Origin of the sequence: Bradyrhizobium sp. CB82, from assembly GCF_029714405.1 — a bacterium.
Classification (GTDB): Bacteria; Pseudomonadota; Alphaproteobacteria; order Rhizobiales; family Xanthobacteraceae; genus Bradyrhizobium.
This window is the reverse complement of record NZ_CP121651.1, coordinates 808,214-821,292: the sequence shown is the minus strand read 5'-3', so window position 1 is coordinate 821,292 and position 13,079 is coordinate 808,214. Positions and strand designations below refer to the sequence as shown.

Annotated in this window: 11 protein-coding genes and 2 pseudogenes; 12 read left to right on the top strand and 1 reads right to left on the bottom strand. The window is 61.2% G+C overall.

Annotated features, from left to right (window positions below; genetic code table 11):
- Positions 1-45: 45 nt before the first annotated feature.
- The 7 genes and pseudogenes from QA640_RS47860 to QA640_RS47830 all read left to right on the top strand — a co-directional run bounded on the left by QA640_RS47860 (position 46) and on the right by QA640_RS47830 (position 6,739).
- On the top strand, positions 46-903 hold the full coding sequence (locus QA640_RS47860; RefSeq protein WP_283043473.1) for an enoyl-CoA hydratase-related protein: 858 nt from the start codon (positions 46-48) through the stop codon (positions 901-903).
- A gap of 27 nt (positions 904-930) precedes the next feature.
- Entirely contained in the window at positions 931-1,317 is a 387-nt protein-coding gene (locus tag QA640_RS47855) for an alpha/beta hydrolase (protein ID WP_283043472.1), read from the top strand.
- An 11-nt stretch (positions 1,318-1,328) separates the two neighbouring features.
- The gene (locus QA640_RS47850) at positions 1,329-2,555 is read left to right on the top strand and encodes a CoA transferase (RefSeq protein WP_283043471.1); all 1,227 of its coding nucleotides are present in this window, start codon (positions 1,329-1,331) and stop codon (positions 2,553-2,555) included.
- Between the two features lie 84 nt (positions 2,556-2,639).
- Positions 2,640-2,810 (top strand): hypothetical protein, encoded by a 171-nt coding sequence (locus tag QA640_RS47845; protein WP_283043470.1) that lies wholly within the window; start codon positions 2,640-2,642, stop codon positions 2,808-2,810.
- Between the two features lie 354 nt (positions 2,811-3,164).
- Positions 3,165-4,637 (top strand): catalase, encoded by a 1,473-nt coding sequence (locus tag QA640_RS47840; RefSeq protein WP_283043469.1) that lies wholly within the window; start codon positions 3,165-3,167, stop codon positions 4,635-4,637.
- A 153-nt stretch (positions 4,638-4,790) separates the two neighbouring features.
- Complete coding sequence (locus tag QA640_RS47835; protein ID WP_283043468.1) at positions 4,791-5,906, top strand: IS630 family transposase; 1,116 nt, start codon at positions 4,791-4,793, stop codon at positions 5,904-5,906.
- Between the two features lie 313 nt (positions 5,907-6,219).
- A pseudogene (locus tag QA640_RS47830) lies at positions 6,220-6,739 on the top strand (DNA starvation/stationary phase protection protein).
- A gap of 138 nt (positions 6,740-6,877) precedes the next feature.
- On the opposite strand, the gene QA640_RS47825 reads toward QA640_RS47830, so the two are convergent.
- Positions 6,878-8,191, bottom strand: a complete 1,314-nt coding sequence (locus tag QA640_RS47825; protein WP_283043467.1) for an NAD(P)/FAD-dependent oxidoreductase — start codon at positions 8,189-8,191, stop codon at positions 6,878-6,880.
- Positions 8,192-8,545: 354 nt separating this feature from the next.
- On the opposite strand from QA640_RS47825, the gene QA640_RS47820 reads away from it, so the two are divergent.
- From QA640_RS47820 to QA640_RS47800, 5 genes and pseudogenes are all read left to right on the top strand, one after another.
- Positions 8,546-8,812 carry a hypothetical protein gene (locus QA640_RS47820; RefSeq protein WP_283043466.1) on the top strand — a complete coding sequence of 89 codons (267 nt, stop codon included), beginning with the start codon at positions 8,546-8,548 and terminating at the stop codon, positions 8,810-8,812.
- Entirely contained in the window at positions 8,796-10,205 is a 1,410-nt protein-coding gene (locus QA640_RS47815) for a cytochrome ubiquinol oxidase subunit I (RefSeq protein ID WP_283043465.1), read from the top strand. The genes QA640_RS47820 and QA640_RS47815 overlap by 17 nt, the downstream gene beginning before the upstream one ends.
- A complete protein-coding gene (gene cydB / locus QA640_RS47810; protein WP_283043464.1) occupies positions 10,202-11,212 on the top strand; it encodes a cytochrome d ubiquinol oxidase subunit II in 1,011 nt (336 codons plus the stop codon). Before QA640_RS47815 ends, cydB begins: the two co-directional genes overlap by 4 nt.
- Complete coding sequence (locus QA640_RS47805; RefSeq protein ID WP_283043463.1) at positions 11,212-11,340, top strand: DUF2474 domain-containing protein; 129 nt, start codon at positions 11,212-11,214, stop codon at positions 11,338-11,340. The genes cydB and QA640_RS47805 overlap by 1 nt, the downstream gene beginning before the upstream one ends.
- 444 nt (positions 11,341-11,784) lie before the next feature.
- Positions 11,785-12,981, top strand: a pseudogene (locus QA640_RS47800) (IS256 family transposase).
- The last annotated feature ends 98 nt before the right edge of the window (positions 12,982-13,079 follow it).

Sequence of the window (13,079 nt, the reverse complement as noted above, 5' to 3'; positions counted from 1 at the left end):
GTGGAGCCGGCGCTATCGACGTCGGCCGCCCCCCATTCAGGAGACATGACCATGGTTTCGGGAGCCGCTTCGCTTACCCCTTCCCTTGCAACGGCACCCAGCGCCTTGCCCAGAGCGACGCTGGCGCTTGCCAACGTTCGGTACGAAAAAAAGGGTCCGATCGCCTACGTGACGGTCAGTCGGCCAAAGGTGCTCAACGCGCTCAATACGCCGACCTGGACCGATTTGAAGGCTGCATTCGAGGATGCAAAGGGCGACGCGTCCGTGCTGGGCGTGATTCTCACCGGCGCTGGTGACAAGGCTTTCATCGCCGGCGCCGACATCAGTGAGCTCGCACATGTCGACGCCTACGCGGCGGAGGAATCCAGCCGGTTCGGGCAGGGTGTGCTGGACCTCATCGAAAACCTTGGCAAGCCGGTGATTGCGGCGGTCAACGGCTTTGCGCTCGGCGGTGGCTGCGAGACGGCGATGGCTTGCACGATGAGGATCGCGGCGGAGCACGCCAGATTTGGTCAGCCCGAAGTGAAGCTGGGACTGCTGCCCGGCGGTGGCGGAACGCAACGCTTGCCGCGCCTGGTGGGTAAAGGTCGTGCGTTGCAGCTGATCCTCACGGGCGAGACGATCTCCGCGCAGGAGGCCTATCGCATTGGCCTCGTCAATGAGGTCGTTCCTGCGGCATGTCTGATTGACCGGGCCGAGGCCATCCTGAAACAGATCGCGGCCAACGCGCCGATTGCCGTGAAGCTCTCGCTGGACGCCGCGAACAAGGGACTGGAGACCAGCCAAAGCGAAGGCCTTGCCCTGGAAGCGTCCTTCTTCGGCATTTGCGGCGCCACCGAAGACAAGAAGGAAGGCATCTCCGCCTTTCTCGAGAAACGCGCGCCGCAGTTTCACGGACGGTGAGGTCCGCGCAGATCGGGAGAGCTCCGCATGGCTGCCATTCTCAGCGCCAAGTTTCGTCTGACGGCCGACGATGGCTTATGCGTCTCTTGCGCGCGCTGGGATAGCCGTGGACCGACGCGAGGCGTGATCCAGATCGCGCATGGCATGGGCGAGCATCTGAGACGCTACATCGACACGATCGACGTGCTGATTTCCGTGGGTTTGACGGTGTATGGCAATGACCACCGCGGGCATGGGCTTACAGCCCGTTCTCCCTCGGATCTCGGGAATTTCCCGGGGCCCGCTACGAGATGGTCAACGAAAATCAACCGCCACGAGATTCAGACGCGCTTGCTCGGCTGGATCTCGAGCGTGGTAGAGCGCCTGGACGCCCACGCAAGCCGGCCCTCGAACGAACACGCACAACAACACTGAGGAAGCAGAGAATGTCCGCTGACAACATCTTTTCTGGACTGAAAGTGGTGGATCTGGCGAGCTTCATCGCAGGCCCCAGCGCCGCGGTCATCCTGTCGGACTTCGGCGCCGACGTCATCAAGGTGGAGCCCCCGAGCGGCGAACTGTGGCGGCACGCGAACCACTTGCCGCCGCAGCCGGTCGCGGACGATGCCTACCCCTGGCATCTCGCCAATCGCAACAAGCGGGGTATGGCGCTTGATCTGAAGTCGCCGAGCGCTCTTGAAGTGCTCAAGAAGTTGGTCAAATGGGCGGACGTGATGGTGGTCAACACGCCGCACCCTGCGCGTAAAAAGCTGAAGCTGGAATACGAGGACGTGGTGCCGTGGAATCCACGGCTCATCTATGCGGACATCACGGGATTCGGCGACAAGGGGCCGGATGCGAATCTCCCTGGTTTTGACATCACGTCGTACTGGGCACGCAGTGGATTGCTGTCGATGACGCGCGATGCCGGCGCGCCGCCAACCTGGCCGGTGGCCGGGAGCGGTGATAATGCCACAGCGGTTGGGCTCTATTCTGCGATCGTCACCGCCCTCTATCGTCGCGAGCGCACCGGCGATGGGGCGCACGTCACGACCTCGCTTCTTGCCGAAGGCGTATGGTCCGCAAGCGTTTCGATCCAGGCCGCACTGTGTGAGGCGAAATTCTTCGGCCTGCACGATCGCAAGCATCCCGCGAATGCGGCGATGAACGTCTATCGCGCCAAGGATGATACCTGGTTCGTTCTCATCGTCACGCCTGATAAGCTGGAGGCCGTGGCGAAGGCGATCGGTCGACCGGATCTCCTGGCGGATGCGCGGTTCTCCGACCCGGCGAAGCTGATGGCGAACATGACGGAGCTCACGGCGATTTTCGACGAAGTGTTCGGCTCGCAGCCGATGGCATATTGGTACAAGGTGTTTAACGGCGTTCACGTGACGTTCGGAGCGGTGCGTGGGCCGCAAGAGGTGATCAACGATCCCCAGCTCCGTGCGAATGACATCATCGTTCCGCTCGACGGCGCCGGCGGCAAGCTGACGTCGACGATCAGCAGTCCGATTCAGTTGCATGGCGTCGCCAAAGTGTCCGCGAAGCGGGCCCCAAAGATTGGAGAACACAACGAGGAGGTTCTTCAGCAACTCGGGTTCAGCGCGACCGAAATTGATGCTTTGCGGGCGAGCGGCGCCATTCCGAAAGCAGGGGAACATGCGGCCTAGCGTGATGACACGGTCGGGGCGGCGCGAGCCGCCTCCGAACCTCGATTTGGAGTGAAATTCACGACAGAGACCGGAACTCTGACGATGGATGAGATCGTTACCGAACACGCTGGAAGCGTCTTGCGTGTCCCATCGGAGTTCGGTCTCGTCACCCAGGTCGTATCCGACAATGAGGTGCTGGATAGAGCGACGGAGACGGCCAGGAAGCTGGCAGCGAAGCCGGCGGACGCGCTGCCGCAAGCCAGAGACTCATGAAGCGGCCCATTTCTCGAGCAGATTAGGGCCACGATGAAGGCCGAGAACGAACAGTTCGGTGCAAAGGTTCGATCTGAAGACGCAAGAGAGGCGCTCAGAGCTTTCCTAGAAGAGCGCAAGCCTGACTTCAAGAGGACCGCCAAACCGCGCTAACGAACGATGGATTGGTGCAGGCGCAACGTCGCGGCGATCAACCGAGTCTCCTATCAGCAGGTGACCTTGTCGAGCGACGAAGGCCCATGCCCGAAACGACTGCGGATGGAGGTAACGAAGCGTTTCTCTGGAAGAACGATCAAACGGAGAAGTGCCGTTACCAGGGATTGAGTCCAAACAGCACCGAGAAAGAGAACGCTCATGGATAAATCGCCGATTATCACCACCTCGTCGGGCGCACCGGTCGCCGATAACCAAAACTCGTTAACCGCGGGGCCGTTCGGCCCGGTCCTGATGCAGGACTTCCACCTATTGGAAGTTCTCGCGCACCAGAATCGCGAGCGCATCCCGGAACGCACGGTGCACGCCAAGGGCTCCGGCGCCTACGGAACGCTGACGGTTACGAATGACGTGACCAAATACACCCGCGCTGCTGCGCTTTCGACGATCGGCAAGAAGACTGAGGCATTCCTGCGCTTCTCGACCGTCGCCGGCGAGCGCGGGGCTGCCGATGCCGAACGCGACGTGCGCGGCTTTGCGCTACGTTGCTACACCGAGGAAGGCAACTGGGACATCGTCGGCAACAACACCCCCGTGTTCTTCGTCCGCGATCCCCTAAAATTCCGCGACTTCATTCACACCCAGAAGCGGCATCCCAAGACCAATCTGCGCTCCAACACCGCGATGTGGGACTTCTGGTCGCTGTCGCCGGAAAGCCTGCACCAGGTCACCATCCTGATGTCGGACCGCGGCTTACCGCAAAGCTACCGCCATATGGATGGTTTCGGCTCGCACACCTATTCCTTCGTCAAGGCGGCCGGTGAACGTCACTGGGTCAAGTTCCACTTCAAGACCCAGCAGGGCATCAAGAACTGGACCAATGCGGAAGCTGCCCAGAGAATCGCCCATGACCGCGAGACCCATCAGCGCGACCTCTATGAGGCGATCGAGCGCCGCGATTTCCCGAAGTGGAAATTCTACATCCAGGTGATGCCGGAGAGCGATGTCGGCAAGCACTGGTACAATCCGTTTGACCTGACTAAGATCTGGCCACACAAAGATTATCCGTTGATCGAAGTCGGCATTCTCGAGCTTAACCGCAATCCCGAAAACTATTTCGCCGAGGTCGAACAGGCGGCCCTCTCGCCGGCCAATGTCGTGCCCGGCATCGGTCATTCGCCAGACAAGGTTCTGCAGGCGCGCATTTTCAGCTATGCGGATGCGCATCGTTATCGCGTTGGCGTCAACGCCGAGCAGCTTCTGGTCAACAAGCCGCGCTGCCCGGTACATACATATCATGCCGATGGCGCCATGCGATTTGCCGGCAATCCGAACCCGGACGCCTACTACGAGCCAAATTCGTTCGGCGGACCGACGCAGGATCCCAGCGTCAAGGAGCCGCCGCTGAAGCTCGCGGGCGACGCCGGTCGCTACAACCATCGCGACGGAAATGACGACTATCGCCAGGCTGGCGATTTGTTCCGCCTGATGAGCACCGACGAGAGGGAGCGGCTCTTCGACAATGTAAAGGCGGCGATGGAAGGTGTGCCGAGGGAGATCGTGAAGCGGCAGGCTGCGCATTTCTATCGCGCCGATCCCGACTACGGCATTGGCGTTGCCACTTGCATGGGACTTGCGGCGAGCGATTTGCCGACCGCGCGGGCCGCCGAGTGATGAAATATGATCGCAGCCAAGTGGGCCTCGTTCCCCAACAACGCTGTTGACGGCGCGCGGCTAGTGTCCCGAGTCACAAGTTCGCAATCATAGATTCGCAGTAGATTCGTGTCGCTGTGCCAAGGATGGAAGCAAACGGCGACGGAGTCTCCAATGGCTTTCCAGCAACTTGCTCCCCTGACATTGAGCGATGATGAGCGGGCCGAACTGACGTCGCTGACGATGCGGCGGAAGACGGCACAGGCGCTGGCTCTGAGAGCCCGGATCGTGCTGACCTGTGCGGAAAGCGGGCAGAACACGGAAGTGGCGGCCAAGCTGGGGCTGGATCGGCAGACGGTAGGCAAGTGGCGGCGGCGTTTTATTGAGCAGCGCGTGGCCGGGCTGCACGACGAGCCGCGCTCCGGCGCGCCTCGCACGATTGACGATGCCCGCATCGAAGCCGTGATCGTGAGGACGTTGGAGAGTTGCCCTGAGAACGCCACTCATTGGAGCTCCCGCGACATGGCGAAGGCCAGCGGCCTATCGGTGTCGACGGTACAACGCATCTGGCGGGCCTTCGGGCTCCAGCCGCACCGGATGGAGACTTTCAAGCTCTCGACCGATCCGAACTTTGTGGCCAAAGTGCGCGATGTCGTGGGCCTCTACGTCTCGCCGCCGGAGCACGCCATCGTTCTTTGTGTGGATGAGAAGTCCCAAATCCAGGCGCTGGACCGCAGCCAGCCGATGCTGCCGATACGTCCCGGCCAAGCGGCCCGAAGGAGCCATGACTATAAAAGGCATGGCACCACATCGCTGTTCGCCGCCCTCGATATTGCGACCGGACGGGTCATTGGCAAGTGCTACGGTCGCCACCGCACCGCCGAGTTCCGCAAGTTCCTGGACGAGATCGAGGCTGCCGTACCACGCGAACTCGACGTCCATCTCGTCATGGACAATTACGTCACGCACAAGACCCCAATGATCCGGAGATGGTTGGCCAAAAGGCCGCGCTGGCAGGTGCACCTGACCCCGACCAGTTCGTCATGGCTCAACCAAGTCGAGCGCTTCTTCGCGCTCCTCACCGATAAGATCAGGCGCGGCGTCTATCGCAGCGTAGCCGCCCTCAGGGCCGACATCGCCTCGTTCATCGAACGACACAACGCCGATCCCAAACCGTTCCGATGGACCAAATCCGCCGATGACATCCTTGCGTCCATCGAGCGCTTCTGCCGTTACAATGCCCCAGCAAAACACGACGCGATGTTGCGAACTTCTGGTTCAGGACACTAGAGCTCCTCGGTCATACACCTCGCACCGCCCATTTAGGGTCTGCTCGCGATGTTTGCTGGCACGCAAAAGCGGAGCCTTGAGCGTCCGCTAGCGATGGTCCGGCCGGGCGGCGGTGCTTCTGCCCGGCCAGCAACGAATGCTGGTATCAGTCCGGAGGCCGAGGTCAGGCAACGTTTCTGTTCGCGCGACAGTCCTGGCGATCGATTCGTACGATCATCGGCAACGATATCAAAGCGAAGCGGAGCAGCGCGGTTCATCCAGCCGGGAAGGGCTCAAGCCTCCCGAAATTGGTAACTCGAATGGAGCTAGAGAAATGCACCGCACCTCGCCCGCAATCCGCGAGACCGCGCCATTTCGCACACCGGCGGACTTGAGTGCCGACGCGAGTATGGATATTTCCGCTGCGCTGACCGGGCTGCTGGCGGACATTTTCGCGCTCTGTCTGAAGACAAAAAACTTGCACTGGCATATGTCGGGACCTCACTTTCGGGACTATCATCTGATGCCCGACGAGCACGCCGCTCAGATTTTCGGGACAACGGATGTAATTGCTGAACGTGCCCGTAAAGGTGGGCGGAACGACCCCGCGCTCCATCGGACATATTCATCGTATCCAGCGTATTCTGGACAACGACGCGCCGTACGTGACGCCGCAAGACATGTTGGCCGAACTGGCGGAGGACAACAGACGGATCGCGACGATTTTGCGGGAAACGTACGCGGTCTGTGAAGAGTAGAATGACGTTGCGACCGCGAGCCTCATCGAGGTGTGGATCGACGAAGCAGAGCGACGGTCATGGTTCCTCTACGAATCGACGAGGACCGGCGGCTAGTTGCGTCCGGTCGGCTGTCGGCCTCAGCCGGCCACTCGCCTCTAAGCAACGAGTCTTGGCAGGAGCGGCCAAGACAACGAACGCGAGACAAGGAGCAAGGCTGGGTCGCAACTGAACCAATTGCTACTGAGGAGAGCGCTACGGTTCGGAAATCAGGCGTGAGCTGCGCTGTCCAGTCAGATACGACCATAGCCATTGCGTCTGGACCCGAAACCGGTTCTGAAGCTGGGGCAGGGTCAAGACATGCAAGACTGCCCACACTAGCCAGGTCAGGAAGCCACTGCTACGCAGATGACCGGCTTCGAGGATGGCGAAGTTCTTGCCGACCACCGCCATATTGCCCTTGTTGTGATAGCGAAAAGGCCGGCCGTCTTTGCGTGCTCGGACTCGGTTGGCAATGAGCCGTCCGATAAATTGTCCTTGTTGGATGGCCGCCTGCGCTACGCCGGGCACGGGCCGGCCATCTTGTGTCACCGAGGCTGCATCGCCTGCCACGAACACGTCGGGCACTCCGGGGACGTCCAGGTAAGGCCCCACCAACGCGCGGCCGGCCCGATCCGTGCCTGTGCCGAGCATCTTGACCACAGGGGAAGCTGCAACACCTGCAGCCCAAAGGACAGTTGCGCTTGAAAGTCGTTCGCCGCCAGCGATCACGCCCTGCGCATCGACTTTCTCGACCTTCACTCCGGTCAAGACTTCGACACCAAGCCCTCGAAGCCGCTTAGCCACCTTCTTCGACAATGACTCCGCAAAGGTCGGGAGCACACGGCTACCGCCGTCGAGCAAAACGATCCTGCTCTTGGTGGGATCGATATTGCGAAAGTTCTTGCGCAGGGTCACTGAGACCAGGTGGGCGATCGAAGCAGCAAGCTCGACGCCGGTAGGGCCCGCTCCAACCAGCACGAACGTCATTTGGCGAGTGCGCTCCTGCTCATCATCAGTTGATTCCGCCAGTTCGAATGCGCTCAGAATCTTGCTTCGGATCGCTTCTGCGTCATTGAGGCTCTTGAGACCCGGCGCGAACGGTGCGAACTCATCATGGCCAAAATAGCTCGGACGCATGCCGGTGGCGACGACCAGATAGTCGTAATCGAACTTTCGCGGCCCCAATCCTGGGCAAATCGCATCGACCGTGCGGGCGTCTGGATTGATAGCGGTGACGTCAGCCAGCGTCACGCTGAGATTTCGTTGCTTCGCCTCGAGCTGGCGGATCGGCGTCGCAATTTCGGAGGGCGCAAGAACCGCGGTTGCGACCTGGTAGAGCAGTGGTTGGAAAATATGGTGATTGCGCCGGTCGATCAGGATGATTTCAACATCGGCTCGGTTGAGCGCCCGCGCTGCCGCGATGCCAGCGAACCCACCGCCAATGATCAGAACACGCTTTTTCTGCGGAAGCTGCTTCGCGACGGGTGGTTTGTCATTCGGGAACGATTTGGTCAGAATCGTAGTCATGGTGCACCGATGATCTCCAGAGCCAGCCCCCTCTAGCTTCAAGATAAAGGCGGAGCTTGGGCTGTTCTTGAACGGTGGTGCGGTGCGTAGAACATCGGTGCCGCTTTTCATGCAGCAATGAGCAAGAAGCACTCGAATAGCATGCGGGAAGGATCAGGTCGAAGGTTGAGGCGATACCTAAGGTGGACGTGCGGACTTGCGACGGCGCCTCGTAGGCCACACGGATCGTCTAAGCACAACTGGTCACAAGCGAGCACCCACGTACAAGCACTGCACTCGCTGAACATGCAGTGTGAGTTCAACGTTAGGCGCGGCGACGCGACATTTCGGTTCGAGCAAACTTGGAGAAGCTTGATGAACGTCAATGGCATTGCAAGTCAGCTTGGCGAAGGCCAGTCTGGCTTTGCGTCGTCGCCTCATAACGCCTTCTCACTAGCAAACCACTGCCGGTTGCCCGGTTTCCTCACGGTCACGAAATCGCGCGTGATGCTGCTTGTCGTCTTCTGCGCCTTCGTTGGATTGCTGGGAGATCTCAATCCGAGCGTCGGCTCTGTCGCAGTTCTTGCAATTGCCGCTGGTGCACTCAATACGATGGATCACGCCGATGTTTGCGAACCTTGACCCTGTCGTGTTGGCAAGAGCGCAGTTTGCGTTCACGATGTCGTTCCACATCGTGTTTCCCGCGTTCTCGATCGGGCTTGCCAGCTACCTCGCGGTGCTGGAGACGCTGTGGCTGTGGACCGGCCGCGCCGTCTTCCTCAACCTGTTCAACTATTGGCTCAAGATTTTCGCGGTCGCCTTCGGCATGGGCGTGGTGTCGGGCATTGCCATGGCCTACCAGTTCGGCACCAACTGGGCGGCTTTCGCCGACAAGACCGGCGCGGTGATCGGCCCGCTGATGGGCTACGAAGTCCTGACTGCGTTCTTTCTCGAAGCCGGATTTCTCGGCGTCATGCTGTTCGGCCTCAATCGCGTCGGCCCGCGGTTGCATTTTCTGGCCACTTCGATGGTCGCGATCGGCACGCTCATCTCGACATTCTGGATTCTCTCGGCCAATTCCTGGATGCAGACGCCGGCGGGCTACGCGGTCAACGCCAGCGGACAGTTCGTCGTGACCGATTGGCTCAAGGTGATCTTCAACCCCTCCTTTCCTTACCGCCTGGTTCACATGGTGCTCGCCGCCTACCTGACCACCGCCCTCGTGGTCGGCGCTGTCGGCGCATGTCACCTGCTGCGCAACGAGGACCAGGGTGGGGCGCGGATGATGTTCTCGATGGCGATGTGGATGGCGGCGCTCGTCGCGCCGATCCAGATCCTCGCTGGCGACCAGCACGGTCTCAATACGCTGGCGCACCAGCCCGTGAAGGTGATGGCCATGGAGGGCCACTACCAGAGCCATCCCGATGGCGCACCTCTCGTGCTGTTCGGCATGCCCAACCAGACTACAGGACGGGTGGACTATGCGGTCGAGATCCCGAGACTGTCGTCACTGGTCCTCAAGCATTCGCTGGATGCGCCATTGGCGGGCCTCGACACGATACCGCGGGAAAACTGGCCGCCGGTGCCAATCACCTTCTGGTCGTTCCGGGTGATGGTCGGACTTGGCTGTCTGATCTTCGGGCTCGGCCTCTTCAGCCTGTGGACACGCTGGCGCGGCACGCTGTTTAGCTCCCGGCTCCTGCATGTATTCGCCATGCTGATGGGACCGGCCGGCTTTGCCGCCGTCCTGGCGGGCTGGATCACCACTGAGACAGGGCGGCAGCCTTTCACGGTCTATGGGCTGTTGCGGACCATCGACGCCGTCTCGCCGCTCGCGGCGCCCGCGGTGGGTTCATCGCTCCTTGCCTTCGTCATGGTGTATTTCACCGTGTTCGTCGCGGGCGCGTTCTACATCCTGCGCCTGATGGCATTACCGCCGCGAGCGGATGAGGAGGGGCCGCGCGCCGATCTACCTTCGCGTGCTGCGGGAATTACCCCTGCCTCCAGCATTGCTACACAGGGACCGCATCCATGACAGCTACGTTCGACCTCGCGACGCTCTGGGCCTTCATTATCGCGTTCGCCATCTTCGTCTATGTGGTGATGGACGGCTTCGATCTCGGGTTGGGCATCCTGTTTCCGCTCTTCCGCGCCAAGTCGGACCGGGACGTGATCATGAGCAGCGTGGCGCCGGTGTGGGATGGCAACGAGACCTGGCTAGTGCTCGGCGGTGGCGGCTTGATGGCGGCATTCCCGCTGGCCTATGCGGTGCTCATGCCCGCACTCTATGCGCCGATCATCGCCATGCTGCTCGGCCTGGTGTTCCGAGGAGTCGCCTTCGAATTCCGCTGGCGATCTTCCGGGCCGCGCAACCCGTGGGACTTCGCGTTTGCTGGCGGCTCGCTCTTGGCCGCGCTTGCACAGGGCATCGCGCTCGGTGCAATCCTGCAGGGCGTACAGGTCGACGGGCGGCACTATGCCGGTGGTTGGTGGGACTGGCTCAGCGGATTCAGCCTCCTGACGGGTATCTCGCTCGTGATCGGCTATGCGCTGCTCGGAGCGACATGGCTGGTGCTGAAGACGGAGGGAGTCTTGCGCGAGCGTGCTTACGGCGTGAGCTGGTACCTGCTGTTCGGCATGCTCAGCGCGATCGTGGCGGTAAGCGTTGCGACGCCGCTTCTCCACATTCAATACGCGCAACGCTGGTTCGCCTGGCCGAACATTCTGGCGACTGCGACGGTGCCGCTGGCCGTCGCCGTCTTAAGCGGGCTGCTGCTCCGCAGCCTGGCGCTGAAGCAGGATTCGCGGCCATTCTTTCTTTCGCTGGGACTTTTCGGCTTGTCCTATGCCGGATTAGGGATCAGCATGTATCCCTACGTCGTGCCGCAGAGCATCACGATCTGGGAGGCGGCCGCGCCGGCGAGCAGTCAGCTCTTCCTGCTAGTTGGCGTCGCCGGGTTGATGCCGCTCATTCTTGGCTATACTGGCTGGGCTTATTGGGTGTTCCGCGGCAAGGTCACGCAAGGGAGCGGGTATCACTGATGCATGACACCAGGAAACTGCCCCTGCTCGGGTATCGTCTGCTGTGGTTTTGCGCGCTTTGGCTTGGCGGCGTCGGGACTGTCGCCGCCCTATCGCTCATTCTCAGACTATGGCTTGCTCCCCGCTAGGCCGGCGAGCCGCTCAAGCACTGCCGGAAGGCCCCGTGGCGTGACCCATCCTCCGCTGTTCGAAAAAAGGGGGCCGGCGAAAGCGAGAACCAGAAAATGCCGACTGCTGCTATCAAATTCGTGTTGGTGAATCATAGGAGACCCCGCAGAGCGTCGGCCTGCTCAGCATGCGCGCAACCGCTGGAGCTGAGTTATTTGCGTGATCTGTCCACTCACAATCGGTACTGCGGGACCGAATGTTACCACCGCCACGCGGTGGGCGGTTTGATCCGATCGTTCGCGACCGCTAATCCTTTCGAACTGGTCCTGGTATGGCCGAGGTTCACCATCGATATAGCGTCTGGGTAGTGTGCGGAAGGTTCTGCAAAAGCTGAGAGGCTGAAGCGGTCATGGTAAGTCCGGTGATTGCGAAGATCACCGCTCGTAGAGGAGCTTGGACCCGCCATGACCGTGACGAAGATTAGGACGGACGTCTCTGCAGTCAAAGAGTTGTTGAGGTCGGACAAGGAGTTCCTGAAGCCGCTGCTCCAGGGTGCGGTGCAGGAAATTCTCGAAGCCGAGATGACGGAGACGCTGGGTGCGGAGAAAGGAGAGCGCAGCGAGGGACGGCTTGGCTATCGCTCCGGCTACTATCCGCGCTCGCTGATCACCCGGGTCGGCAAGATCGAGCTGAAGGTGCCGCAGGACCGTCAGGGGCGGTTCTCGACCGAGCTGTTCGAACGCTATCAGCGCTCGGAGAAGGCGCTGGTTGCGGCCTTGGCCGAGATGTAAGTGCAAGGCGTCTCGACGCGGAAGGTCAAGCAAGTCACCGAGGAACTCGTGGGGCATGCCTTCTCGGCCTCAGCGATCAGCGCCATTAACAAACGGCTGGATGCGTCGCTGAAGGCCTTTTGCGAGCGCAAGCTCAAGGAACCGTTCCCCTATCTGATCCTGGATGCGCGCTATGAGCGGGTGCGCGAGGACGGCATCATTGCGAGCCAGGCGGTGCTGATCGCGATCGGCGTCGACTGGGAAGGCCGGCGTCAGGTGCTCGCGGTCGAGCTTGCCAACCGGGAGAGCCGGTCGAGCTGGAAGGAGTTTTTGGAAGCGTTGAAGGCGCGCGGCCTGCATGGCGTCGAGTTTGTCGTCTCCGACGACCATCCCGGCTTGAAGAAGGCGATCGCCGAAGTGCTCGCCGGCGTGTTCTGGCAGCGCTGTTATGTGCACTTCCTGCGCAACGCGCTCGACTATGTGCCGCGCAAGGTCGACGACGATTGTCTGCTCGAGCTGCGCTGGATGTACGACCGGCGCGATCTTGGCGAGGTGCGGCGCGATCTCGCGGCGTGGCTTGCCAAATGGGGCGGCAAATACCCCAAGCTCACCGGCTGGGTGGAGGACAACATCGAGGAGACGCTCACCTACTTCCGTCTGCCGCTGGTGCACCGCAAGCACATGAAGTCGACCAACATGCTGGAGCGCCTCAACGAGGAGATCCGGCGGCGCACCTACGTGGTGCGAATCTTCCCCAACGCCGAGAGCTGCCTAAGGCTGGTGCGGGCGCTGACCGTCGAGCGCCACGAGGCCTGGCTCGAGGACCATCGCTATCTGAACATGGATCTCTTGAAGGAGCACAAGAAGGAGACGCTACGCCGGGCGGCCTGACGATGCTCAGGCCCACCAAAGGGATGGACGCCACCCCTCTCCGCCGCCGTCGCTCGCCAGCGCTGCGCTTGGGCCGAGCGAGCGACGGCGGCTCCGAG

Bases quoted from the DNA above. Each gene is read 5' to 3' on its own strand.
- QA640_RS47855 (WP_283043472.1), top strand. From the start codon at position 931: ATGGCTGCCATTCTCAGCGCCAAGTTTCGTCTGACGGCCGACGATGGC.
- QA640_RS47835 (WP_283043468.1), top strand. From the start codon at position 4,791: ATGGCTTTCCAGCAACTTGCTCCCCTGACATTGAGCGATGATGAGCGG.
- QA640_RS47840 (WP_283043469.1), top strand. From the start codon at position 3,165: ATGGATAAATCGCCGATTATCACCACCTCGTCGGGCGCACCGGTCGCC.
- QA640_RS47805 (WP_283043463.1), top strand. From the start codon at position 11,212: ATGCATGACACCAGGAAACTGCCCCTGCTCGGGTATCGTCTGCTGTGG.
- QA640_RS47825 (WP_283043467.1), bottom strand. From the start codon at position 8,191: ATGACTACGATTCTGACCAAATCGTTCCCGAATGACAAACCACCCGTC.
- QA640_RS47845 (WP_283043470.1), top strand. From the start codon at position 2,640: ATGGATGAGATCGTTACCGAACACGCTGGAAGCGTCTTGCGTGTCCCA.
- QA640_RS47820 (WP_283043466.1), top strand. From the start codon at position 8,546: ATGAACGTCAATGGCATTGCAAGTCAGCTTGGCGAAGGCCAGTCTGGC.
- cydB (WP_283043464.1), top strand. From the start codon at position 10,202: ATGACAGCTACGTTCGACCTCGCGACGCTCTGGGCCTTCATTATCGCG.
- QA640_RS47850 (WP_283043471.1), top strand. From the start codon at position 1,329: ATGTCCGCTGACAACATCTTTTCTGGACTGAAAGTGGTGGATCTGGCG.
- QA640_RS47860 (WP_283043473.1), top strand. From the start codon at position 46: ATGACCATGGTTTCGGGAGCCGCTTCGCTTACCCCTTCCCTTGCAACG.
- QA640_RS47815 (WP_283043465.1), top strand. From the start codon at position 8,796: ATGTTTGCGAACCTTGACCCTGTCGTGTTGGCAAGAGCGCAGTTTGCG.